Source organism: Streptomyces sp. NPDC019890, assembly GCF_044903445.1.
GTDB lineage: Bacteria > Actinomycetota > Actinomycetes > Streptomycetales > Streptomycetaceae > Streptomyces.
Genome location: NZ_JBJDQK010000004.1, coordinates 32,375 through 53,018, shown reverse-complemented (window position 1 = coordinate 53,018; position 20,644 = coordinate 32,375). Strand labels below are relative to the sequence as shown.

Here is a 20,644-nt window from a genome sequence, read left to right as displayed (position 1 = left end):
ACTCTTCGGGGCCCTTGACCCCGGCGCTGCTGGAGGCGGGAAGGGCGCTACATCCGGTGCAGAGCAGTTTGTCCACGCTTGTGCGTCGGCGTTGTCACGCAGTTAGACACTCATACCCGCGCTTGGGTACGGCCTGTCAGGCGGTGCGCACGTACCGGGCAGCAAGCACCACGTCATCGTCGACGGCCAGGGCATCCCGCTCGCCGTCTCGCTGACCGGCGGGAACCGTAACGATGTCACTCAGCTCCTGCCATTGCTGAAGAAGATCCCAGCGGTCGCCGGCCTGGTGGGCCGACCACGAAGACGGCCCGACACCCTGCTCGGTGACCGCGGCCCACCCGTGCCTGAATCGGATCACCATAGGGCGTGAGCGCTTGAGCCCCACGGTGGCGTCGATGCCACGACGGTTTCAAGAGCGCTGTCGGCCCTCGGTGCCGAGTGTGTTCGACAGCCCGTACCGGACCTGCACGTTCCGGTGCTCCACGCCGACGTCGACCGGGTCGGCCAGGTTCGTCCTCGTGCTCACCGTGGCCGAGCGGGCGCCGGGGCTCCCGCTGAAACGGACGTCCGCCCGCGGCGCTTCGCGGAAACGGAGCCGGTCGGCCGCCACGGTGGAGGTGAACTCGATGTCCGCGTGCCGGTATTCAGGCCTTCACGGAGGGTGGCCGCCGTCCTCCGGCTGCTGCTCCCGCACACGCTTCACCTTGCGACGAGGCGCTTCAGCGCCCCGTCGCGCCCGCCCCTCGCCACCTTCGGCGGCCCGTCGCCTGCGCGCGGGTTCTTCGCGCGCGAGCTTCCGTTCCGCGCGGCCTGTCGCGCCCCCGGCCTTCCTGGCGCGCGTGGCGCCGCCACTCGCGGCCTTCGGGACGTCGGACACTTTCTCTGCGGTGTCCGGCAGCGTCTCGCCGACCCCCGCGGCGGCTCCCTCCACCGTGTCCCCGGTCCGTTCCGCGAGCCCCGCGACCGCGCTGCCCGTGTCGTCACCCAGGCGCTCGACCGCGGTCCCGGCCCCGCGCCCCACGTCCTCCACCGCGGTCCCGGCCCCGCGCCCCACCTCCTCCACCGCCCCGCCGGCACCACGCCCCACGTCCTCGACCGCGGTCCCGGCCCCGCGCCCCACCTCCTCCACCGCCCTGCCGGCACCACGCCCGACCTCGTCGAGCGTTCGGCCCGCCCCCGTGCCCACCTCACGTACGGCGGTCCCGACGCCCGAGGTCACGTCCCTGAGGATGTCCGGGTTGCGGTCGATGGTCGTCAGAACCCTCCCAATGACCTCCACGACGTTGTCCAGACGCACCTTCAGCAGCGCCTGCGCCTCCACGCCCTTGATGTCGAGGTGGACGGCACCCAGCTCCACGTACGCCCCCACGTTCAGCCGGAGCAGGTCGAGCACGTCCGCCTGGAGCGACACCCTCGCGCGCAGATCCTCGACGTCCAGGGCGATCTCGTCCACCTTCAGCAGGGGGACGTCGAGGAGAACGTCCGGCTCCGCGAGCCCCGCACCGACGGGTTCCTCGACGTAGTCATCGATGTCATCGACGTCGGTTTCCGTCACATCTTTGGTGCCCTCGTCGTCCATGCCGCTCCTCGAGAACGCGTACGTAAAGGGATCTTTCCGATCCTTCCACCGCCCATGGGAGGCCGCCACCGGTCGGCAAGCTGCCCGGCACCACCCCAGAGGATGTTCCGGGCCATGTGCGGGGCGGGCCGCCATCAGGTGCGCAGGAACTCCTCGTCGACGGGCAGGGCATCCCGCTCGCGGTGTCGCTGACCGGCGGGAATCGCAACGACATCACCCAGCTGATACCCCTGCTCAAGAGAATTCCCTCGGTCCCTGGCCTCGTCGGACGCCCGCGAAGGCGGCCCGACACAACTGCTCGGGGACCGCGGCTACGACCACGTCGAAGGACGCCATGCGCCGCCTGGGAGACACCTTCATGCCCCAGCCCGAACCCACGTCTGAGACCGCAGACAGCCGAGCAGCACGTGCGCGGCGCCGCCGCAGGGTCCGCTGAACGAAAAAGCCCAGCTCAGAGCGCATCTGGGCTGGGCTTTGCGGAGCCCCCTGTCGGATTCGAACCGACGACCTACGCATTACAAGTGCGTTGCTCTGGCCAGCTGAGCTAAGGAGGCAGCCGTAGCAGTGTAACCAACACCCCACCCCGCCCCGGTCGAATATTTCATCGCCGTCCGGCTACTGACAGAACAGACAACGCCAGGTAGCGTCGCGGGAGGTCCACCCAGGGTGGACCAGACCACTCCCTTACTCGGATCGTCCGGCACGTTCCTGCCGGTGAAGGAGAAGATCAACCATGGCCACTGTCACGTTCGACAAGGCAACCCGGATCTACCCGGGCTCCGAGAAGCCCGCCGTCGACCAGCTCGAGATCGAGACCGAGGACGGCGAATTCCTCGTACTCGTCGGACCCTCCGGCTGCGGCAAGTCGACCTCCCTGCGCATGCTCGCCGGCCTCGAGGACGTCAACGCCGGCTCCATCCGCATCGGTGCCCGCGACGTCACGCACCTGCCGCCCAAGGACCGGGACATCGCCATGGTGTTCCAGAACTACGCGCTCTACCCGCACATGTCCGTCGCCGACAACATGGGCTTCGCCCTCAAGATCGCCGGCGTCAACAAGAGCGAGATCCGCAAGAAGGTCGAGGAGGCCGCGAAGATCCTCGACCTCACCGAGTACCTCGACCGCAAGCCCAAGGCGCTCTCCGGCGGTCAGCGCCAGCGCGTCGCCATGGGCCGCGCCATCGTGCGTGAGCCGCAGGTCTTCCTCATGGACGAGCCGCTGTCGAACCTCGACGCCAAGCTGCGTGTCTCGACCCGTACGCAGATCGCGAGCCTGCAGCGCCGTCTCGGCATCACCACGGTGTACGTCACGCACGACCAGGTCGAGGCCATGACCATGGGCGACCGGGTGGCCGTTCTCAAGGACGGGCTGCTGCAGCAGGTCGACTCGCCGCGCAACATGTACGACCGCCCGGCCAACCTCTTCGTCGCCGGCTTCATCGGCTCTCCGGCCATGAACCTCGTCGAGGTCCCGATCACCGACGGCGGTGTGAAGTTCGGCAACAGCGTCGTGCCGGTCTCCCGCGAGGCCCTGAGCGCCGCCGCCGACAGGGGCGACACCACGGTCACGGTCGGCGTCCGCCCGGAGCACTTCGACGTGGTCGAGCTCAACGGCTCGGCGGCCAATTCGCTCTCCAAGGGCACCGAGGACGCCCCGGCCGGCCTCGCCGTCTCGGTGAACGTCGTCGAGGAACTCGGCGCCGACGGCTATGTGTACGGCTCCGCTCAGGTCAGCGGCGAGCACAAGGACCTCGTCGTCCGCGTCGGTGGCCGCTCCGTACCGGACAAGGGCGCCGAGCTGCATGTCGTGCCGCGTCCGGGCGAGATCCACGTCTTCTCGACCTCGACGGGCGAGCGCCTGAGCGACTGACCAGGCCGGCACAGGGCCCGGACAGCAGCCGCAGGCCGCACAGGCCGCACAGGCCCAATGCGCCGGAACGGCCCCGCACTTCACTGCGGGGCCGTTTCCGTATGTCGACAAATACCCCGGCACATCGGTCATTTCAGGCCCATTCGAGCCCGTACGTCAACGCCCGATTCGAAAAGCGGTATCGAACCATCCCCCGCGCGAGTGACTAAATGTCGCCAAATCATCACTGACCGCTACGCTCGCTCGCGTGACCCACACAGCCCGCCGAATCGGCCGCTCTCTCGCCCTCGTTCTGCCCGTCGTCCTGGTGCTCTCCGGAACCCTCGCAGTCACCAGCGTCCCGTGGGCAGGGCACACCACCACCGAGTCGCAGATGCTCACCGCCTCCTCGGAGAACGTCTCCGTCCGCGCCACGTCACGCGCCCCGCAGGACGTGCTGCGCGACAAGCTCCTCACCGAACTCCAGGAGAAGGACGCGGGCACCGCCCTCACCCACCTCCAGCGCGCGGTCGAGGAGCGCCCGTCGCTCGCCAAGCACTGCGTGTCGATCGCCCGCGCGCTCGGCCGCGCCGCCGTCGACCGGTACGGCCCCACCCGCGCCCAGAGCTTCTCCCGCCCGGTCTGCGACACATCCTTCGCAACGGGTGTCTCGCAGCAGACTCAGGGGAGCTGACCGGCGGGCTCCGGCCTGCGCCGCATATCGTTCACGGCATGCATACGCCTACGTATCCGACGCAGGCCGTGGTCCTGGCGGGCGGCCAGGGCTCGCGGCTGCGCCCGTATACCAACGACCGCCCCAAGCCGATGGTCGAGATCCCGGGAACCGGGACCCCGATCATCGGCCATCAGCTTGCCTGGCTGGCCGACGAGGGTGTGACCGACGCCGTCGTCTCCTGCGGCCATCTCGCCGAGGTCCTCCAGCAGTGGCTGGAGAGCGCCGACCTGCCGCTGCGGGTCACCACTGTCGTCGAGACCGAGCCACTGGGCCGCGGCGGCGGCCTCAAGTACGCCGCCGCTCACCTCCCGCATCCGGACCAGCCCTGGTACGCCACCAACGGCGACATCTGGACCCGCTTCTCGCTGCGCGAGATGGCCGCTTTCCACGGCGAGCGGGACGCCACCGCCACGCTCGCCCTCGCGCGGCCGCGGATCCCCTGGGGAGCCGTTGAGACGGACACCTTCGGGCACATCACGGACTTCGTCGAGTCCCCGCCGTCGCCGTATCTCATCAACGCTGGTGTGTACGTGTTCTCCGCGGCCTTCACGGGGCTGCTGCCCGACCGGGGCGACCACGAGCGGACCACTTTCCCCCGTCTCGCGCGAGAGCGCCGACTGGCCGGCTACCCGCTGCCGCAGGGCGCGTACTGGCGGGCTATCGACACCGCCAAGGACCTTACCGAGGCCGCCAAGGAGCTTGCCGCGCAGGCCCGTTGACGGGCCGAAGTAAATGGCTCACGACGGAAGGGGCGGCCATCGCGGTGGCCGCCCCTTCCGTCGTACGCGTCGGCCTACGTGCCGGCGTACGTGCCGTCACTCAGCCGAGCAGGCCGCCGATCACCCGGCCGCCGCCGGAGCTGCCGCCCGAACCCCCGCCGGAGCTGTCCCCGCCTCCGCCGCCACCGCTGGAGGCGCCACCGCTGGAGCCGCCTCCGCTGCCCGTCCCGCCGCTCGACGAGGGGCCCGAGCTGCTGGACGGCGGCTGCACCGGCTCCGAGTGCCCGGGCGGCTGCTGTCCGGTGCCCTGCGTCTCACTGGGCCGGTCCCCGATCGTGCCGCTCTGGCTGGCCGCGTCCTCGGAAGGCGTCGACTTCTCGGCCTCGGGGGAACGGCTCTCGGACGGCGACGGACTGCCGTCCTCGCCGTATGCGCCCGCGGTGCTGCGCTCGCTGCTGGGCTCGTCCGGCAGCGGGGACCCCGGCAGGTGGTTGGTCGGGTCCTGGTTCGGCCCCGGCACGGTCACCATGTCCGTGGAACGCACCGCGCCACCGAGCACCGAGCCGGTCAGCAGCGTGAGGCCGACCACGACGGCGGCCACGATGCCGCCGCGCCGCAGCACGCGCCGCCGCAGCTCCCACAGCTGGGAGCGCGGCCCGAGCTTGCGCCAGGCCTCTCCCGCGAGGCGCCCGTCGATCGAGTAGACGGGGGCGCCCGCGATGATCAGCGGGGACCAGGCAGCGAGGTAGATGATGTCGGGCGCGTCGTACGCAGGCACCGTCTTCCAGGTCACCGTCAGGATCAGGGCCGCCGACAGCAGCGCGCCGATGACCGCCGCGACCCGCTGCCAGAGCCCGAGCACGGTGAGCACACCCACCACGACCTGGAGGAAGGCGACGGTGAGGCCCGCGCCCACCGGGTGGGAGAGCGCGAAGTCACGCAGCGGCTCGGCGAGGGCCCATGGGTGCAGGGAGGTGAGCCACTTCACCATCGAGCCGCGCTCGCCGCCGTCGAAGTAGACGGGGTCGCAGAGCTTGCCCATGCCCGCGTAGATGGAGATGAAGCCGAGGAACACCCGCAGCGGCAGCAGCACCACACCGAGGTTCATCCGGCGGCCGGGGTAGTAGGCGTGCCGGACCGCGTCGGCGCCGTGCCGCTGGATGTGCGCCCCGTCGCCGCGGTCCTCGAACTCGTCGAACTCCTCGTCCGCGGGCGGCTCTTGTCCGTACGAGCGGTACGAGTCGTAGGCGCCGACGGCCTGCCGCATCGGGGGCAGCAGCGGCCTGTCGGGGGTGGGGCCGCCCGAGCCGGGCGGGGCGGCCAGGGGTGTCTGCGCGGTCTGGGCGGCCACGTCGATCCGCGGGATGACCTGCGTCGCGCCGCTGTCGTAGGTACCGCGGTCGTAACCACCACGGTCGTAGGCACCGCGGTCGCCGTACGCGCCGCGGTCGCCGTAATTACCACGGTCGCCGTAAGTACCGCTGTCGTAGGCGCCGTTGCCGTACGAGTCACTGCCGTACGTGTCGCTGCCGTACGAGTCACTGCCGTACGAGTCACTGCCGTACGAATCGTTGCCGTACGAATCGCTCTGCGCGGTGGAATTGCGCACGGCCTGCAGCAGGCCGGTCGCGCCTGCGTCCCCCGGCGCCGATCTGCCGCTCCACACAACGGGCGTCCGCCGCCGCACCGCCGTCCCGGCTCCGCTGACGACGGGGATCCATGCGGTGTCCGCCGAGGCACGTGCGGGGCGCGAGCTCTGGGCGAGCTGCACCCGGAAGCTGGCGTGGTTGACGATGACCTGCGCGGGATCGCAGTCCACCTTGACCATGCTCAGCGCAGGCTGATCATCGAACCCGGGCCGGGGCGTTCTGGTGTCCACACTCATCTAACCGAGTGACTTGTAATTAGGACACTGCCCCGACGGGCCCTATCTGTCCGAGACCCGTCAAAGATCTTGAAACGGCCGAAAAGCGGGGTTACGGCGTCACACGCCCCGCCCTCCGGCGGTCGGGCGAACCGTCAGACGCGGCGCTTTGCCGCCTCGTACAGGACCACTCCCGCGGCCACGCCGGCGTTCAGCGACTCCGCGCCTCCCGGCATGGGAATGCGGACCAGGTAGTCGCACGTCTCGCCGACCAGCCGCGACAGGCCCTTGCCCTCGCTGCCGACCACGATGACGACCGGGCCGCCGAGCGCTTCGAGGTCGCCGACCTCGTGCTCGCCGTCCGCCGCGAGGCCGACGACCACGAGGCCCGCCTTCTGGTACGACTCCAGCGCGCGGGTCAGGTTGGTCGCGCGGGCGACCGGGGTGCGGGCAGCCGTGCCGGCCGAGGTCTTCCACGCGCCGGCCGTCATACCGGCCGCGCGGCGCTCCGGGACGACCACGCCGTGCCCGCCGAAGGCGGAGACGGAGCGGACGACCGCGCCGAGGTTGCGCGGGTCGGTCACGCCGTCGAGCGCGACGATGAGCGGCTCCTCGCCGTCGTCGAAGGCCGCGGCCGCAAGGTCCTCGGGGTGCGCGTACTCGTACGGCGGGACCTGGAGCACCAGACCCTGGTGGTTGAGTCCGTTCGTCATCCGGTCGAGCTCGGGGCGCGGGGCCTCCATGATGTTGATGTTGCCGCGCCCGGTGGCGAGCTGGAGCGCCTCGCGCACCCGCTCGTCGTTGTCGATGAACTGCTGTACGTACAGCGTGGAGGCGGGCACGCCGTCGCGCAGCGCCTCGAAGACAGGGTTGCGGCCGACGACCATCTCGGATGTGCCCTTGCCGCCGCGGCGGGCGACCGGGCGGCGCGCGGCCTGCTTGGCCTGGGCATTGGCGACCCGGTTCTTCTTGTGTCCCTTGCGGGCGGAGGCGGGCGGCGTCGGGCCCTTGCCCTCGAGCCCGCGGCGTCGCTTGCCACCGCTGCCGACCTGCGCGCCCTTCTTGTTGGACGTGCGGCGGTTCCTGCGCTGGCTGTTCCCGGCCATGACCTACCTGTTTCGTTGCTTCAGAAGTACGTACGTAATGAAAGTGTGCCGCCCGGCGGTCCGGGCGGCACATTCCGGAGGATTCGTCGGGGTCCGCGGACCCACCGGCTCCGCAGGGCTCACGGACGCGCTAGCGCGGGCCGAGAGTCCAGCGGGGCCCCTGCGGGCCGTCCTCGATGACCAGGCCGGACTGGTTGAGCTGGTCGCGGATGGCGTCCGCCGTGGCCCAGTCCTTCCGCTCCCGGGCCGCCTCGCGCTGTTGCAGCACGAGCCGGACCAGGGTGTCGACGACACCGTGCAGGTCCTGGCCGCGGTCGGCCTCGCCCGCCCAGTGCGCGTCGAGCGGGTCCAGGCCGAGGACGCCCAGCATGGCGCGCACCTCGGCGAGCCGGGCGACGGCCGCTTCCTTGTCGTCGGCGGCCAGGGCGGAATTCCCCTGGCGGACCGTGGTGTGGACGATGGCGAGCGCCTGCGGGACGCCCAGGTCGTCGTCCATCGCCTCGGCGAAGGCGGGCGGCACCTCGGGCGTGGGCTCGACGACTCCCCCTGCCTTCTCGACCACGCGCTGGATGAAGCCCTCGATCCGCGCGAACGCGGACTCGGCCTCGCGCAGGGCCTCCTCGCTGTACTCGATCATCGAGCGGTAGTGCGGCGTACCGAGGTAGTAGCGCAGGACGATGGGACGCCAGCGCTTGACCATCTCGGAGACGAGCACCGAGTTGCCGAGCGACTTGGACATCTTCTCGCCGCTCATGGTGACCCAGGCGTTGTGCACCCAGTACTTCGCGAAATCGTCGCCGAATCCCTTGGCCTGGGCGATCTCGTTCTCGTGGTGCGGGAAGATCAGGTCGATGCCGCCGCCGTGGATGTCGAAGGCGGTGCCCAGGTACTTGTGGGCCATGGCCGAGCACTCCAGGTGCCAGCCGGGCCGGCCGCGGCCCCAGGGCGTCTCCCAGCTCGGCTCGCCCGGCTTCGCCGCCTTCCACATGGCGAAGTCGCGCGGGTCGCGCTTGCCGGTCTCGCCCTCGCCCGACGGCTGGCGAAGGTCGTCGATGTCCTGGTTGGACAGCTTCAGGTAGCCGGGGAAGGAGCGCACGTCGAAGTAGACGTTGCCGTCGGCCTCGTAGGCGTGACCGCGCTCGATGAGGCCACGCATCATCTCGACCATCTCGGTGATGTGGCCGGTGGCGCGCGGTTCGTAGGTGGGCGGCAGGCAGCCGAGGGCGTCGTAGCCCTCGTTGAAGGCGCGCTCGTTCTCGTACCCGATCGACCACCAGGGACGATTCTGCTCGGCCGACTTCGCGATGATCTTGTCGTCGATGTCGGTCACATTGCGGATGAAGGTCACCTCATGGCCGCGGTACTGAAACCAGCGGCGCATGATGTCGAAGTTCAGGTAGGACCTGACGTGTCCGATGTGCGGAGCGGCCTGCACGGTCGCACCACAGAGGTAGATCGAGACGCAGCCCGGCGTGAGCGGGGTGAAGTCACGGATCTGCCGGGCGCTGGTGTCGTACAGGCGAATGGTCACGCAACAAGGGTAGTGGCCCGATGCCAGTGCCCCGCGACCCTTGTGGGGCGCGGGAACAACTTTGTGACGTAGTCCGAGTGGGATACGAGCATGACCCCGGTTTTTTTGGCGACAACTCGCCGCCGACACCCGGCATTTCAGTCAGGTCGCCCCGCCGTGTCTTCGCCGGCCGGCGCGGCCGGACTGCTTTTCCCGCCATTTCTCCGGGGATCGTCCCCCGGAGAAATGGACTAGGCGTTCGTGCGGAACACCAGGGCGGTGGCGATGGCGGCGAGTCCTTCGGCCCGGCCGGTGAGACCGAGGCCGTCCGTCGTGGTCCCCGACACGGAGACCGGTGCGCCGACGGCGGCGCCAAGCGTCTTCTGGGCCTCGTCGCGCCGCTTGCCGATCTTCGGGCGTACGCCGATGACCTGGACGGCGACGTTCCCGATCTCGAAGCCCTCGGCCCGGACGATCCGTGCCGCCTCAGCGAGCAGGGTGACGCCGGAGGCGCCGGACCACTCGGGACGGGAAGTGCCGAAGTGGGCGCCGAGGTCGCCGACGCCGGCCGCGGAGAAGAGCGCGTCGCAGGCGGCGTGCGCGGCGACGTCCCCGTCGGAGTGCCCGGCCAGTCCGTCCTCGCCCTCCCACAGGAGTCCGGCGCACCACAGCTCGCGCCCCGCCTCGAAGGCGTGGACGTCGGTGCCGATGCCGATCCGGGGAAGGAGCTGAGGGAGGCTCTGGGGAGGGACCTGAGGAGGCACCTGGGGAAGCTCAGAAGCCATCGTTGGCCCTCCTTCGGGCGAGGACCGCCTCGGCCAGTACGAGGTCGAGGGGGCGGGTCACCTTGAACGCCTCCTCGTGGCCGGGCACGACGACGACCGGCTCGCCGAGCCGCTCGACCATGCCGGCGCAGTCCGTCGCACCGTCGCCGTCCAGCACGACCGTCTCGTGCGCGCGGACCAAAGTGTCCCGGTCGAAGCCCTGCGGGGTCTGTACGGCGCGCAGCCGGGCCCGCGCGGGTGTGGCCACGACCGGCTCGGGGGCGTTCTTGTCGCCCGGCTCGACCTCCTTGACGGTGTCCGCGAGCGGCAGCGCGGGCACGACCGCCGGGGCTCCGTCCCGTACCGCCTCGATCACGGCGTCCACGGTGTCGACGGGCACGAGCGGGCGGGCCGCGTCATGGACCAGGACGATGCCGATGTCGTCGGGCAGGGCCTTGAGGCCGAGACGTACGGACTCCTGGCGGGTGTCGCCGCCGGGCACGACGAGGTAGTCCGTCCTCTGCGGCAGCGCGTGCTCGTCGAGGAGGTGCTTCACCTCGGGAGCGCCGTCGGGCGGGGCCACCACGACGACGAGCGAGACGGCGCGCGAGGCGGCCATGGCTCGTACGGCGTGGATGAGCATGGGCGTGCCGCTCAGCGTGCGGAGCGCTTTGGGGGCGCCCGGGCCGAGCCGTACGCCCCGGCCGGCTGCCGGGATCACCGCTGCGGTGCGGTACGGGCGCGATTCGTCTGACATCGGTTGCACTCCGGCAGGTTTGTTTCCTCGGCCGACATGGGTATGGCCACAGCGTGCCGGGCGCGACGCCTTGACCGGACCCTTCCGTGACAACTGGTCTGCGCCAGCCGCCCGGGCCCGGCACACCAGCAGCAGGTGCTGTGCGTACGGAGATCATGCGCGATGCGAGCACATGCTGTGGTCAAACAGACGTGAACATGCCGCAGCGCCCGGCGACAGAACTGTAGTCACAGCATGTCAGCGGGCACCGCGGCACTTTGTTGAATCCAACGCCGTTGCGTCAGGACTCAGGACGCGAGGACTTCGTCGAGGAGAGCCTCGGCCTTGTCTTCGTTGGTGTTCTCCGCGAGAGCGAGCTCACTCACCAGAATCTGGCGCGCCTTCGCGAGCATCCGCTTCTCACCTGCGGAAAGCCCACGCTCTCGCTCACGACGCCACAGGTCACGCACCACTTCGGCGACCTTGATGACATCGCCCGAGGCGAGTTTCTCGAGATTTGCCTTGTAGCGACGGGACCAGTTCGTCGGCTCTTCGGCATACGGTGCGCGCAGCACCTCGAAGACCCGGTCGAGCCCGTCCTGACCGACCACATCGCGTACGCCCACGAACTCCGCATTGTCCGCCGGCACGCGAACCGTCAAGTCGCCCTGGGCGACCTTGAGCACCAAGTAGGTCTTGTCCACGCCTTTGATCTGGCGAGTTTCGATGGCCTCGATCAGCGCGGCCCCGTGATGGGGATAGACCACGGTGTCGCCAACCTTGAACGTCATGTGACAGGTACCCCTTCCGTGGCTATCCAGAGTAACACGGATACGGCTTCTTCTGAATGGCGTTTTCGCAGGTCAGGGCATATCTCGGGGCTTGACAACAGCAACACGAACGTGCTGCGGGCGGCTTCCGGAGGGGGGTATTCGCAGGTCGGAGCGGCTGCGAAGGCGGACAGAAACGCGCACGTTACAGCCCGCACAAGCCCCTCCGAAGAGGCTGAACGTCCCGATTTGCCTGATTCCCGGTGGTGAACTTCCCGTACTCCGTTCAGCCCTCGGTCACCCGCCCGGACGGATCCGCGGTCGAATCCTGAATTGATCACCGAGAGGTATTCGGTAAGGAATGTGCGGTGGCCCGGGAAATTGATCACTGGGGTTATGTGAACGGCGTACGAAACGACCCGGTCCGGAGTGCGACGGGAGCGCGAGGGGTGCGGTGGCGGCGCGGTGGGGTGTGACGGGAGTGGCGGCGGGAGGCGGCTGTCCGGTGAAGGGGCGGGTCGGGTGCGGGGCCGGTGCGGGCGATCGGTAACCTGAGCGCGAACTGACGCGGGCTTGGTGATCTGTGTACTTCTGCTGCGCCTGGGCACGCCGGTTCAACAGTTTGTCCGTAGACCGTCCGTTGCCAGTCCATACGTCCAAGGAGATGCCGCCGCCGTGAGCCGCAGCCTTCGACGCGGCGCCCTCGCCGCCGTTGCCATCGTGTTCTCGATCGCCTCGCTCTCCGCCTGCGGTGCGGGCAACAACGCGCAGACCCTCGAGGTGAGGCCGGACAACGCCGCGGTGACGGTGGACGAGATCAAGATCCAGAACGCGTTGGTCATCACCCAGCCGAAGACGGACGCGGAGGGTCCCGCGGTCGTCTCCGCGACGGTCTTCAACACCGGCTCCACGGAGCAGACGATCGAGTCGATCACCGTGGCGGGCGTGGGCGAGGTGAAGCTGACCGTGGCCGAGGGCTCCGGCCCGGTCACCGTGCCCGCGCAGGGCTCGATCCTCCTCGGCGGCGCGGGCAACCCGTCCGCGGTCATCGAGAACGGCCGCGAGCTGTCGACGAACGCGGGTGGCGTGCAGGAGGTCGCCTTCCGCTTCAGCGAGACGGGCGACGTGAAGGTGCCGGCGCTCGTGGAGCCGGCGACGAGCTACTTCGAGGGCTACGGCCCGAGCTCGCTGCCGAAGCCGCCCGCGGAGCCGTCGACCAAGCCCTCCGGCTCTCCGTCCGGGACGCCGTCGGGCACGCCGTCCGGCACCCCGTCGCAGTCCGCCACCGGTCAGGCGGGCGACCCGGGCGAGGGCACCCCGTCCGACTCGGCGTCGCAGAGCGCCGACCACTGACGCACAACGCAGGCGCCCCGCCGGACCAGTCCGGCGGGGCGCCTGCGTGCATGTACGGGTACGGGAGGCGGTTTACGGCTCGAACTTGTAGCCCAGGCCGCGCACCGTCACCAAATATCTCGGCGCACCCGGATCCGGCTCGATCTTGGCGCGGAGGCGCTTGACGTGGACGTCCAGGGTCTTCGTGTCGCCCACGTAGTCCGCGCCCCAGACGCGGTCGATCAGCTGCATGCGGGTCAGCACCCGGCCCGCGTTGCGCAGCAGCATCTCCAGCAGGTCGAACTCCTTGAGCGGGAGGTCGACCTTGCCGCCCGAGACCGTGACGACGTGGCGGTCCACGTCCATCCGGACCGGGCCCGCCTCCAGCGCCGCGGGGGCGACCTCCTCCGGCTCGCCGCGGCGGCGCAGGACCGCGCGGATGCGGGCGACCAGCTCCCGCGAGGAGAAGGGCTTGGTGACGTAGTCGTCGGCTCCTATTTCCAGCCCGACGACCTTGTCGATCTCACTGTCCTTGGCGGTCACCATGATCACCGGGACATTCGAGCGGCCGCGCAGCTGGCGGCACACCTCGGTGCCCGGCAGCCCGGGCAGCATCAGGTCGAGGAGGACGAGGTCGGCGCCATTGCGCTCGAACTCGTCGAGCCCCTCGGGCCCCGTGGCCGCGATCGCAACCTCGAAGCCTTCTTTGCGGAGCATGTAGGACAGGGCGTCGCTGAATGATTCCTCATCCTCGACGACGAGCACTCGGGTCACGGAAGGACCTCCGGGGCAGGGATCTCGGTGTTCGGATCGGTGTCGTAAGGCCGGTCGTCGTCCTCGTCGACGCGATCCGGTCCGGTGGATGAACGGTCCCGTACGGCGCCCGCTTCAGGAAGCCGCAGGGTGAAGGTGGAGCCCTGTCCCTCGGAGCTCCACACCGTGACCTCCCCGCCGTGCGAGGCGGCCACGTGCTTGACGATGGCCAGTCCGAGGCCGGTGCCCCCGGTGGCCCGGGAGCGCGCGGGGTCGACGCGGTAGAACCGCTCGAAGACCCGCTCGCGGTCCTTCTCGGAGATGCCGATGCCCTGGTCGGTGACGGCGATCTCGATGAGATCCCCGCCGGGCGCGGCCACCCGGCGCGCGGATATGCCGACCCGGGTGCGGGCCGGCGAGTAGTTGACGGCGTTCTCGACGAGATTGCCGAGGGCGGCGGCGAGCTGGCCGCGGTTGCCCCAGATGCGCAGGTCGGCGGTGCCCCCCGCGGCCATCGTGATCTGTTTGGTGGACGCCGGTTGCCGGGACCGGTCGATCGCCTCGGCGACCAGTTCGTCCACTCGTACCGGCTCCGCGTCCTCCAGCGGGTCGTCGTTCTGGACCCGGGAGAGGTCGATCAGTTCCTGTACGAGATTGGTGAGCCGGGTCGCCTCGATCTGCATCCGGCCGGCGAAGCGCTCCACCGCCTCGGGGTCGTCCGAGGCGTCCTTGACCGCCTCGGAGAGCAGGGAGAGTGCGCCGACCGGGGTCTTGAGCTCATGGCTGACGTTCGCGACGAAGTCGCGCCGTACGGCTTCGATCCGGCGGGCCTCGGTCAGGTCGTCGACCAGCAGCAGAACGAGCCGGGAGCCGAGCGGGGCCACCCGGGCGGAGACTGCGAGCGCCTCTCCGCGGCCGGTGCCGCGCCGGGGCAGGTCCAGTTCGACCTGCCGTATCTCGCCGTCGCGCCGGGTGTCGCGGGCCATGTGCAGCAGCGGCTCGACGGCGAGCTTGCCGCCGCGCACCAGACCGAGGGCGTACGCCGCGGAGCTGGCCTTGACGACCGAGTCGCTCTCGTCGAGGACGACCGCGGAGGAGCGCAGCACGGACAGGACCGTGTCGACACCGGGCGGCAGCACGGCAGCAGTGTGCAGGGAGGTGCGGGTGGGTCTCTTCTGGTCGCGCTCGCTCCAGCGGAACGCCAGCATGGCGATGACACCGGTGCACAGCCCGGCGATCGCTGCCGCTGCGGCGACCGCCGCGTTCACGTCCATGCACCCAGGTTATGCGTGGCCAGGGACATGCTCCCAGCCATACGGGTGGCACCTCGAACACTCGTCGCTCAGAGTTCACCAAGGGGATAGGGCTGATTCACTTCCGGGGGAGGAGCCGGACGCGTAACGGACAGAACGTGGGAGCGTGGGGGTCCGAAGCCCCACCCGGACCCCGGTCGCATCAAGAGAGGGACACCCCATGCGGGACGCGTACCACGAGGAACTGGACTCGATCGGCGAGGGCCTGGTCGAGATGGCCCGGCTGGTCGGATCGGCGATCGGGCGCGCCACCACGGCCATGCTCGACTCCGACCTGAAGCTGGCCGAGAGTGTGATCGCCGCCGATCAGAAGGTCGACGATCTGCAGCACGACCTGGAGGCACGGGCGATCGCCCTGCTGGCGCGGCAGCAGCCGGTCGCGACGGATCTGCGGATCGTGGTGACCTCGCTGCGGATGAGCGCGGACCTGGAGCGCTCGGGGGACCTGGCCCAGCATGTGGCCAAGCTGGCCCGGCTGCGTTTCCCCGACACCGCGGTGCCCCACGATCTGCACGCCACCATCCTGGAGATGGGGCAGCTGGCGCAGCGGCTGATGGCGAAGGCGGCGGAGGTGATCATCACCAAGGACGTCGACCTGGCACTGCAGCTCGAGACGGACGACGACGAGATGGACCTGCTGCACCGGACGCTGTTCCAGCACCTGATGGACGACCGCTGGAAGCACGGCATCGAGACGGCGGTGGACGTGACCCTGCTCGGCCGCTACTACGAGCGCTTCGCGGACCACGCGGTGTCGGTGGCGAAGCGGGTCGTGTACCTGGTGACGGGCGAGCACGCGGACGAGATCCAGCCGCCGACGACGGTCGAGGGAGCGTAGGGCGCCACCGGGCAGGTGCCGGGGTGCGGGCCGACCGCACCCCGGCCGGCGGCCGCCCGTCGTGGAGCGACTCGCGGCGTGCCTCTACGCGCTGTTGATGCGCCCGCAGAAGCGGGCATGCAATGGGCAGAGGCGGTACATCTCGTACGCCGATGAGGAGGGACCCATGGCCGAATCCCCCACGACCGACGCCCAGCAGGAAAACCCCGTCGGGGTGGTGCTCCTGCCCGTGCTCGGCGCCTGCGGCTGCGGCTCGGGCTGTGGCTGCGGCTGCCAGTCGGGCGCGCCCTGCCAATGCGGCGGCTGCTGCGGATAGCCGATCCTTCGTACGTATGCGAGAGGGGCCCCGTCCACGAAGGACGGGGCCCTTTCGGCTACGTAGCGGGTTACTTCTTGCCCTGGGTCTGGCGGGCCCGTTTTTCGTCCCTGGTCAGCCGACCGCGTACCCCCACTGCCCTGCGGTCGGGCGGTTGTGCAGCCGCCCGTGATGCTGCCGCGCACTGGAGCACTAGCGATCTGCGCAGGCACCGAAGTCGAGCCAGCCGAGCTTGAGTTCGGGCCAGTCCGACACCCCGTAGAAGTCGGTCTCCTCATGGCTCACAGAGACCCCGCCGCCGTACTGCCGACCGATATAGCGGGAAACGGAGCCATCCCCGCCTGACTGGAAGACCTGGAGCTCGGCGCGGCCGTCGTGATTGGTGTCGGTGGCCCGCACCCCGTATACGAACGTCGAGTGCTTCATACGGATGGTGCCGGTCTGGTCACTGCTCAGGTCGCGGGCGAGAGGCCCGTAGTGCACCTCATGCACCACCATGTTGTCCCGCGGAGTGTCGCCCTCGTCGCGCTGACTGTAGAAGAGGGCCAGATCGAGGTACCCGTCGCCGTCGAAGTCGCCGAAGGTTCCCCGTGTCTCCATGTCCTCCTTCGATGCGCCTCCCAGCTTCTGCCAAAACCCGCGGGCATCGCCAACGCTGACAGTGGTGCGGTGATCGTCTCTCTGGAAGACCACTGAGCTGGTGCCGTCGCCGTATGGGTCGTGGATCTCGTCCAGTTGTCCGTCCGCGTCTACGTCGGCGCGCAGGGTGCTGCTGTCGACGGCGCATATGGCCATGGGTGCATGGTCGCCTGGTTTGGGCCCGGTGCCCAACAGAAGCCATATGCCTTCGGCGATCACGACGAGACCAGCTCCGGTAGCCGTGGCGAGCCGCCGCCGGCGTGTGCGCTGTCGCGGCAGCGACGAGAACACGCCCCCAGACGTGGATTGCTTCGGAGCAGCAGAGAAAGGCATGCCAGAACCCTAAGACTGCACTGTGCCCGACCGGCCGGGGGGCAGGCAGCCCGCCCCCGTTGCCTGCGACGACCGTCTGGGCAGTGAAGAGCAGCACTGGCCCTTTTCAGAGATCCTCATCAATGCCGTCTCTCGTCCGGCCGCTGGCCGGATTCCCGGATCGGGCTACTGGCTACTGGCTACTGGCTACTGGCAACCTTGCCACTGGCCAGTAGAAGGGGCTCACCAGCCGGTATTCCGCCTTGAGGAAGGCGCCTCGCCTTGCCACTAGCCGGTAGCCGGTAGCCACTAGCCGGTAGCCAGACTGGCCCGTTCTTCCCAGGGCTCGGCGGACGAGCCGGCTAACGCGCCACGCGGTAGCGGAGATAGACGACTCCCGAGCTGAAGGTGCGGGTCTCGACGAGTTCGAGATCCACCCGGCGCTCGCGTTGGGGAAAGAACGGGATGCCGCCGCCAACCAGCACCGGGTAGACCATGGCCCGGTACTCGTCGATCAGACCCAACGCGGCCGCCTCGGCGGCGAGGGTCGCGCCGCCGATCGCGATGTCGCCCTCCCCCGGCTCGGCTCGCAACCGCTCGATCTCCTCCGCCAGGCCGCCGGAGGCCAGGCGGGCATGGCCCTGCACCGCCGACAGCGTGGTGGAGAACACCACCTTTGGCAGCGGCTTCCAGAGCGCGGCCCACTCGAGGTCGTCGAGCGATGGATCCTGGTCGGCGGTCTCCCAGTACAGCATCGTCTCGTACAGCCGTCGTCCCAACAGGTGGACGCCGACCTGTCGAATCTCGTCGATCCAGAAGCGAAAGACCTCCTCGTCGGGCGCCGTCCAGTCGAAGTCGCCGTCCGGCCCGACGATGTAGCCGTCAAGTGAGACGTTCATCGCATAGGTCACGCTGCGCATCAGAAGCCCTCCTCGGTAACGGGTTTCGACAGTACGACCGCCGGACGCCGCAGGACTCATCGCGGCTCGCGGGACCCCCTGGGCCGAGTCACCACACGAGATCATTCCGTTGAGAAAACCTCAGTAACCCCGACGGGCGGCTCCGTACTGACACCCGGCCTGACACTGCGCTCCGACAGTGAGTACCTGGGGCACTCCGACCCGGGGCTGACGCTGAAGGTGCACGCCCACCTCATGCCCAGCAGCAGCAACCGCGCGCGGATGGCTCTCGGCAAGGCTCTGCGGCCGGACGAACCTCCGCGCTGAGGGCCCAGCGTGGGCCCAGAGCAAACGACAGCCCCTGATCTGCACCGTAAGCGCAGGTCAGGGGCCTGATCGCCATTCTTACTTCTTCTTGCCCTGGTTCTTGACCGCCTCGATCGCCGCCGCGGCCGCGTCCGGGTCGAGGTAGGTGCCGCCCGGCTTGACCGGGTTGAAGTCGGCGTCGAGCTCGTAGACCAGCGGGATGCCGGTCGGGATGTTCAGGCCCGTGATGTCGGCGTCGGAGATGCCGTCGAGGTGCTTGACCAGGCCGCGCAGGCTGTTGCCGTGGGCGGCGACCAGGACGGTGCGGCCGGTCAGCAGGTCCGGGACGATGCCGTCGTACCAGTACGGCAGCATCCGCTCGACGACGTCCTTGAGGCACTCGGTGCGCGGGCGCAGCTCGCTCGGGATCGTGGCGTAGCGCGGGTCGTCGCTCTGCGAGAACTCCGCGCCGTCCGCGAGGGGCGGCGGCGGGGTGTCGTAGGAGCGGCGCCAGAGCATGAACTGCTCCTCGCCGAACTCCGCCAGCGTCTGTGCCTTGTCCTTGCCCTGCAGCGCCCCGTAATGACGCTCGTTCAGCCGCCAGGAGCGGTGGACCGGGATCCAGTGGCGGTCCGCGGCCTCCAGGGCCAGCTGCGCCGTGCGGATGGCGCGCTTCTGGAGCGATGTGTGCAGTACGTCGGGGAGCAGGCCGGCGTCTTTCAGCAGCTCACCGCCGCGGACTGCCTCCTTCTCGCCCTTCTCCGTCAGGTTGACGTCCACCCAGCCGGTGAACAGGTTCTTCGCGTTCCATTCGCTCTCGCCGTGGCGGAGGAGGATCAGCTTGTACGGTGCGTCGGCCATGCGTACGAGACTAATCGACGTTCCCCGGGCGCCGCTCTGGTGCCCGCAGAGCGGACTCGTTTGACGGTCGCCGTCAATTGACTGGCGGCCCGGGCCCGGCCGTCTGTAAGTTGCGTATGCCTGTTCAGCCACTTACATGCACTCCGTGGGGGAATCCGTATGTCCATAGCCGGTCTGCGCCGTGCTGCGAGGGAGAGCGTCGCGGGGCTGCCCCGTGCGTTCTGGTGGCTGTGGACGAGCACGCTGATCAACCGGCTCGGGGCGTTCGTCGCGACGTTCATGGCGCTGTATCTGACCGTCGAGCGGGGGTACTCGGCCTCGTACGCGGGACTCGTGGCCTCACTCCACGGGCTCGGCGGCGTCGTCTCCTCGCTCGGCGCTGGCGTGATGGCCGACCGGCTCGGACGGCGCCCGACCCTGCTGATCGCCCAGAGCTCGACGGCCGTCTCCGTGGCGGTGCTCGGCTTTGTGCAGCATCCGGTGGCCATCGCCGCGGTGGCCTTTGTGGTGGGCATGACGTCGAACGCGTCCCGGCCCGCCGTGCAGGCGATGATGGCGGACATCGTCCGGCCCGAGGACCGGGTGCGGGCCTTCTCGCTCAACTACTGGGCGATCAACCTCGGGTTCGCTCTCTCTTCGGCGGGCGCGGGCTTCATCGCCGAGTACAGCTATCTCGCAGGTTTCCTGGGCGAGGCCGCGACGACGCTGATCTGCGCGATCGTCATCTTCGTCAAGCTTCCGGAGTCCCGGCCCGAGCGGGTGGAGACAAAGGGCGCGCCGGTGGAGCCCCACATCAGCATGGGGACCGTCCTGCGCGACGGGCGGTTCATGAGCGTCGTCGGCCTCTCCTTCCTGATCGCGCTGATCTTTATGCAGGGGCATGTCGGACTGCCACTCGCGATGGGCGCGGACGGCTTCTCCAGCGCGGACTTCGGCATGGCGATCGCGGTGAACGGCGTACTGATCGTGGCCCTGCAGATCCCCGTCACACGCTTCATCGAACACCGCGACCCGCGCCGGCTGCTGATCATCTCCTCGCTGCTCGCGGGGTACGGCTTCGGGCTCACCGCCTTCGCGGGGTCGATCGCCGTCTACGCGCTGACCGTCTGCGTCTGGACACTGGCCGAGATCGTCAACGCACCCACCCAGACCGGACTTGTGGTGCGCCTCTCGCCGCTGCACGGGCGCGGCCGCTACCAGGGCATGTACACACTGTCCTGGTCGGTGGCGGCGCTGGTCGCCCCGCTGCTGGCCGGCTTCGTCATCGACCGGTTCGGTGCCCAGTGGCTGTGGGGCATGTGCGCGGTGCTGGGGACGGTGGCCGGGCTCGGATACTGGCTGCTGATGCGGGGGCTGCCGACCGAGGCCGTGGAGAAGGACGACATGGCCGCGCCCACGAGCCGGGCGGAACAGGTCGCTTGATCCGCGCTCACCACTGATCC

The 20,644-nt window shown here is 69.5% G+C and carries 18 protein-coding genes, 1 tRNA gene and 1 pseudogene; 7 read left to right on the top strand and 13 right to left on the bottom strand.

What is annotated here, in order from left to right; all coding sequences use genetic code 11:
* Positions 1 to 154 precede the first annotated feature (154 nt).
* A pseudogene (locus ACI2LP_RS12530) lies at positions 155 to 334 on the top strand (transposase); the annotation flags it as partial.
* Positions 335 to 652: 318 nt separating this feature from the next.
* Here the strand turns inward: ACI2LP_RS12530 and ACI2LP_RS12525 are convergent.
* Both ACI2LP_RS12525 and ACI2LP_RS12520 read right to left on the bottom strand, forming a co-directional pair.
* Positions 653 to 1,579: a hypothetical protein gene (locus ACI2LP_RS12525; RefSeq protein ID WP_404724502.1), complete on the bottom strand. Its 927-nt coding sequence runs from the start codon at positions 1,577 to 1,579 to the stop codon at positions 653 to 655.
* Between the two features lie 480 nt (positions 1,580 to 2,059).
* Positions 2,060 to 2,133 (bottom strand) — tRNA-Thr (locus ACI2LP_RS12520).
* A 179-nt stretch (positions 2,134 to 2,312) separates the two neighbouring features.
* Here ACI2LP_RS12520 and ACI2LP_RS12515 point away from each other — a divergent pair.
* The 3 genes from ACI2LP_RS12515 (at position 2,313) to ACI2LP_RS12505 (ending at position 4,883) form a co-directional block, all read left to right on the top strand.
* On the top strand, positions 2,313 to 3,449 hold the full coding sequence (locus tag ACI2LP_RS12515) for an ABC transporter ATP-binding protein (protein WP_404724501.1): 1,137 nt from the start codon (positions 2,313 to 2,315) through the stop codon (positions 3,447 to 3,449).
* Positions 3,450 to 3,696: 247 nt separating this feature from the next.
* Entirely contained in the window at positions 3,697 to 4,122 is a 426-nt protein-coding gene (locus ACI2LP_RS12510) for a hypothetical protein (protein WP_404724500.1), read from the top strand.
* Between the two features lie 38 nt (positions 4,123 to 4,160).
* The gene (locus ACI2LP_RS12505; protein WP_404724499.1) at positions 4,161 to 4,883 is read left to right on the top strand and encodes an NDP-sugar synthase; all 723 of its coding nucleotides are present in this window, start codon (positions 4,161 to 4,163) and stop codon (positions 4,881 to 4,883) included.
* Between the two features lie 100 nt (positions 4,884 to 4,983).
* On the opposite strand, the gene ACI2LP_RS12500 is transcribed toward ACI2LP_RS12505, so the two are convergent.
* The 6 genes from ACI2LP_RS12500 to ACI2LP_RS12475 all read right to left on the bottom strand — a co-directional run bounded on the left by ACI2LP_RS12500 (position 4,984) and on the right by ACI2LP_RS12475 (position 11,654).
* Positions 4,984 to 6,711 (bottom strand): DoxX family membrane protein, encoded by a 1,728-nt coding sequence (locus ACI2LP_RS12500; protein ID WP_404724922.1) that lies wholly within the window; start codon positions 6,709 to 6,711, stop codon positions 4,984 to 4,986.
* Positions 6,712 to 6,902: 191 nt separating this feature from the next.
* The gene (rlmB, locus tag ACI2LP_RS12495) at positions 6,903 to 7,853 is read right to left on the bottom strand and encodes a 23S rRNA (guanosine(2251)-2'-O)-methyltransferase RlmB (protein ID WP_360878001.1); all 951 of its coding nucleotides are present in this window, start codon (positions 7,851 to 7,853) and stop codon (positions 6,903 to 6,905) included.
* A 130-nt stretch (positions 7,854 to 7,983) separates the two neighbouring features.
* Complete coding sequence (gene cysS, locus ACI2LP_RS12490) at positions 7,984 to 9,384, bottom strand: cysteine--tRNA ligase (RefSeq protein WP_404724498.1); 1,401 nt, start codon at positions 9,382 to 9,384, stop codon at positions 7,984 to 7,986.
* Between the two features lie 230 nt (positions 9,385 to 9,614).
* Positions 9,615 to 10,148 (bottom strand): 2-C-methyl-D-erythritol 2,4-cyclodiphosphate synthase, encoded by a 534-nt coding sequence (gene ispF / locus ACI2LP_RS12485; RefSeq protein ID WP_404724497.1) that lies wholly within the window; start codon positions 10,146 to 10,148, stop codon positions 9,615 to 9,617.
* The gene (ispD, locus tag ACI2LP_RS12480) at positions 10,138 to 10,884 is read right to left on the bottom strand and encodes a 2-C-methyl-D-erythritol 4-phosphate cytidylyltransferase (RefSeq protein ID WP_404724496.1); all 747 of its coding nucleotides are present in this window, start codon (positions 10,882 to 10,884) and stop codon (positions 10,138 to 10,140) included. The genes ispF and ispD overlap by 11 nt, the downstream gene beginning before the upstream one ends.
* 287 nt (positions 10,885 to 11,171) lie before the next feature.
* On the bottom strand, positions 11,172 to 11,654 hold the full coding sequence (locus tag ACI2LP_RS12475; RefSeq protein ID WP_003953493.1) for a CarD family transcriptional regulator: 483 nt from the start codon (positions 11,652 to 11,654) through the stop codon (positions 11,172 to 11,174).
* A 654-nt stretch (positions 11,655 to 12,308) separates the two neighbouring features.
* On the opposite strand from ACI2LP_RS12475, the gene ACI2LP_RS12470 reads away from it, so the two are divergent.
* Positions 12,309 to 12,986 carry a DUF461 domain-containing protein gene (locus ACI2LP_RS12470; protein WP_404724495.1) on the top strand — a complete coding sequence of 226 codons (678 nt, stop codon included), beginning with the start codon at positions 12,309 to 12,311 and terminating at the stop codon, positions 12,984 to 12,986.
* Positions 12,987 to 13,058: 72 nt separating this feature from the next.
* Here the strand turns inward: ACI2LP_RS12470 and ACI2LP_RS12465 are convergent, their stop codons facing one another.
* Both ACI2LP_RS12465 and ACI2LP_RS12460 read right to left on the bottom strand, forming a co-directional pair.
* Entirely contained in the window at positions 13,059 to 13,739 is a 681-nt protein-coding gene (locus ACI2LP_RS12465) for a response regulator transcription factor (RefSeq protein WP_206960217.1), read from the bottom strand.
* A complete protein-coding gene (locus ACI2LP_RS12460) occupies positions 13,736 to 14,992 on the bottom strand; it encodes an ATP-binding protein (RefSeq protein ID WP_360878018.1) in 1,257 nt (418 codons plus the stop codon). Before ACI2LP_RS12460 ends, ACI2LP_RS12465 begins: the two co-directional genes overlap by 4 nt.
* A 199-nt stretch (positions 14,993 to 15,191) precedes the next feature.
* Here ACI2LP_RS12460 and phoU point away from each other — a divergent pair, with 199 nt between their 5' ends.
* Complete coding sequence (phoU, locus tag ACI2LP_RS12455; protein WP_404724494.1) at positions 15,192 to 15,869, top strand: phosphate signaling complex protein PhoU; 678 nt, start codon at positions 15,192 to 15,194, stop codon at positions 15,867 to 15,869.
* Positions 15,870 to 16,377: 508 nt separating this feature from the next.
* On the opposite strand, the gene ACI2LP_RS12450 is transcribed toward phoU, so the two are convergent.
* The 3 genes from ACI2LP_RS12450 to ACI2LP_RS12440 all read right to left on the bottom strand — a co-directional run bounded on the left by ACI2LP_RS12450 (position 16,378) and on the right by ACI2LP_RS12440 (position 19,202).
* Positions 16,378 to 16,980 carry a hypothetical protein gene (locus ACI2LP_RS12450; RefSeq protein WP_404724493.1) on the bottom strand — a complete coding sequence of 201 codons (603 nt, stop codon included), beginning with the start codon at positions 16,978 to 16,980 and terminating at the stop codon, positions 16,378 to 16,380.
* A gap of 518 nt (positions 16,981 to 17,498) precedes the next feature.
* Positions 17,499 to 18,056, bottom strand: a complete 558-nt coding sequence (locus ACI2LP_RS12445) for a dihydrofolate reductase family protein (RefSeq protein WP_404724492.1) — start codon at positions 18,054 to 18,056, stop codon at positions 17,499 to 17,501.
* A 384-nt stretch (positions 18,057 to 18,440) separates the two neighbouring features.
* Positions 18,441 to 19,202 carry a phosphoglyceromutase gene (locus tag ACI2LP_RS12440; RefSeq protein WP_404724491.1) on the bottom strand — a complete coding sequence of 254 codons (762 nt, stop codon included), beginning with the start codon at positions 19,200 to 19,202 and terminating at the stop codon, positions 18,441 to 18,443.
* 159 nt (positions 19,203 to 19,361) lie between these two features.
* On the opposite strand from ACI2LP_RS12440, the gene ACI2LP_RS12435 reads away from it, so the two are divergent.
* Positions 19,362 to 20,624: an MDR family MFS transporter gene (locus ACI2LP_RS12435; protein WP_404724490.1), complete on the top strand. Its 1,263-nt coding sequence runs from the start codon at positions 19,362 to 19,364 to the stop codon at positions 20,622 to 20,624.
* Positions 20,625 to 20,644 lie beyond the last annotated feature (20 nt).

What these genes read in the sequence shown, in the direction of transcription:
- ispF (WP_404724497.1), bottom strand. Translation starts at nt 10,148, where the DNA reads ATGGCTTCTGAGCTTCCCCAGGTGCCTCCTCAGGTCCCTCCCCAGAGC.
- ACI2LP_RS12450 (WP_404724493.1), bottom strand. Translation starts at nt 16,980, where the DNA reads ATGGCCATATGCGCCGTCGACAGCAGCACCCTGCGCGCCGACGTAGAC.
- rlmB (WP_360878001.1), bottom strand. Translation starts at nt 7,853, where the DNA reads ATGGCCGGGAACAGCCAGCGCAGGAACCGCCGCACGTCCAACAAGAAG.
- ACI2LP_RS12460 (WP_360878018.1), bottom strand. Translation starts at nt 14,992, where the DNA reads ATGGACGTGAACGCGGCGGTCGCCGCAGCGGCAGCGATCGCCGGGCTG.
- ACI2LP_RS12435 (WP_404724490.1), top strand. Translation starts at nt 19,362, where the DNA reads ATGTCCATAGCCGGTCTGCGCCGTGCTGCGAGGGAGAGCGTCGCGGGG.
- ispD (WP_404724496.1), bottom strand. Translation starts at nt 10,884, where the DNA reads ATGTCAGACGAATCGCGCCCGTACCGCACCGCAGCGGTGATCCCGGCA.
- ACI2LP_RS12445 (WP_404724492.1), bottom strand. Translation starts at nt 18,056, where the DNA reads ATGCGCAGCGTGACCTATGCGATGAACGTCTCACTTGACGGCTACATC.
- ACI2LP_RS12505 (WP_404724499.1), top strand. Translation starts at nt 4,161, where the DNA reads ATGCATACGCCTACGTATCCGACGCAGGCCGTGGTCCTGGCGGGCGGC.
- phoU (WP_404724494.1), top strand. Translation starts at nt 15,192, where the DNA reads ATGCGGGACGCGTACCACGAGGAACTGGACTCGATCGGCGAGGGCCTG.
- ACI2LP_RS12500 (WP_404724922.1), bottom strand. Translation starts at nt 6,711, where the DNA reads ATGGTCAAGGTGGACTGCGATCCCGCGCAGGTCATCGTCAACCACGCC.
- ACI2LP_RS12525 (WP_404724502.1), bottom strand. Translation starts at nt 1,579, where the DNA reads ATGGACGACGAGGGCACCAAAGATGTGACGGAAACCGACGTCGATGAC.
- ACI2LP_RS12515 (WP_404724501.1), top strand. Translation starts at nt 2,313, where the DNA reads ATGGCCACTGTCACGTTCGACAAGGCAACCCGGATCTACCCGGGCTCC.
- ACI2LP_RS12475 (WP_003953493.1), bottom strand. Translation starts at nt 11,654, where the DNA reads ATGACGTTCAAGGTTGGCGACACCGTGGTCTATCCCCATCACGGGGCC.
- ACI2LP_RS12440 (WP_404724491.1), bottom strand. Translation starts at nt 19,202, where the DNA reads ATGGCCGACGCACCGTACAAGCTGATCCTCCTCCGCCACGGCGAGAGC.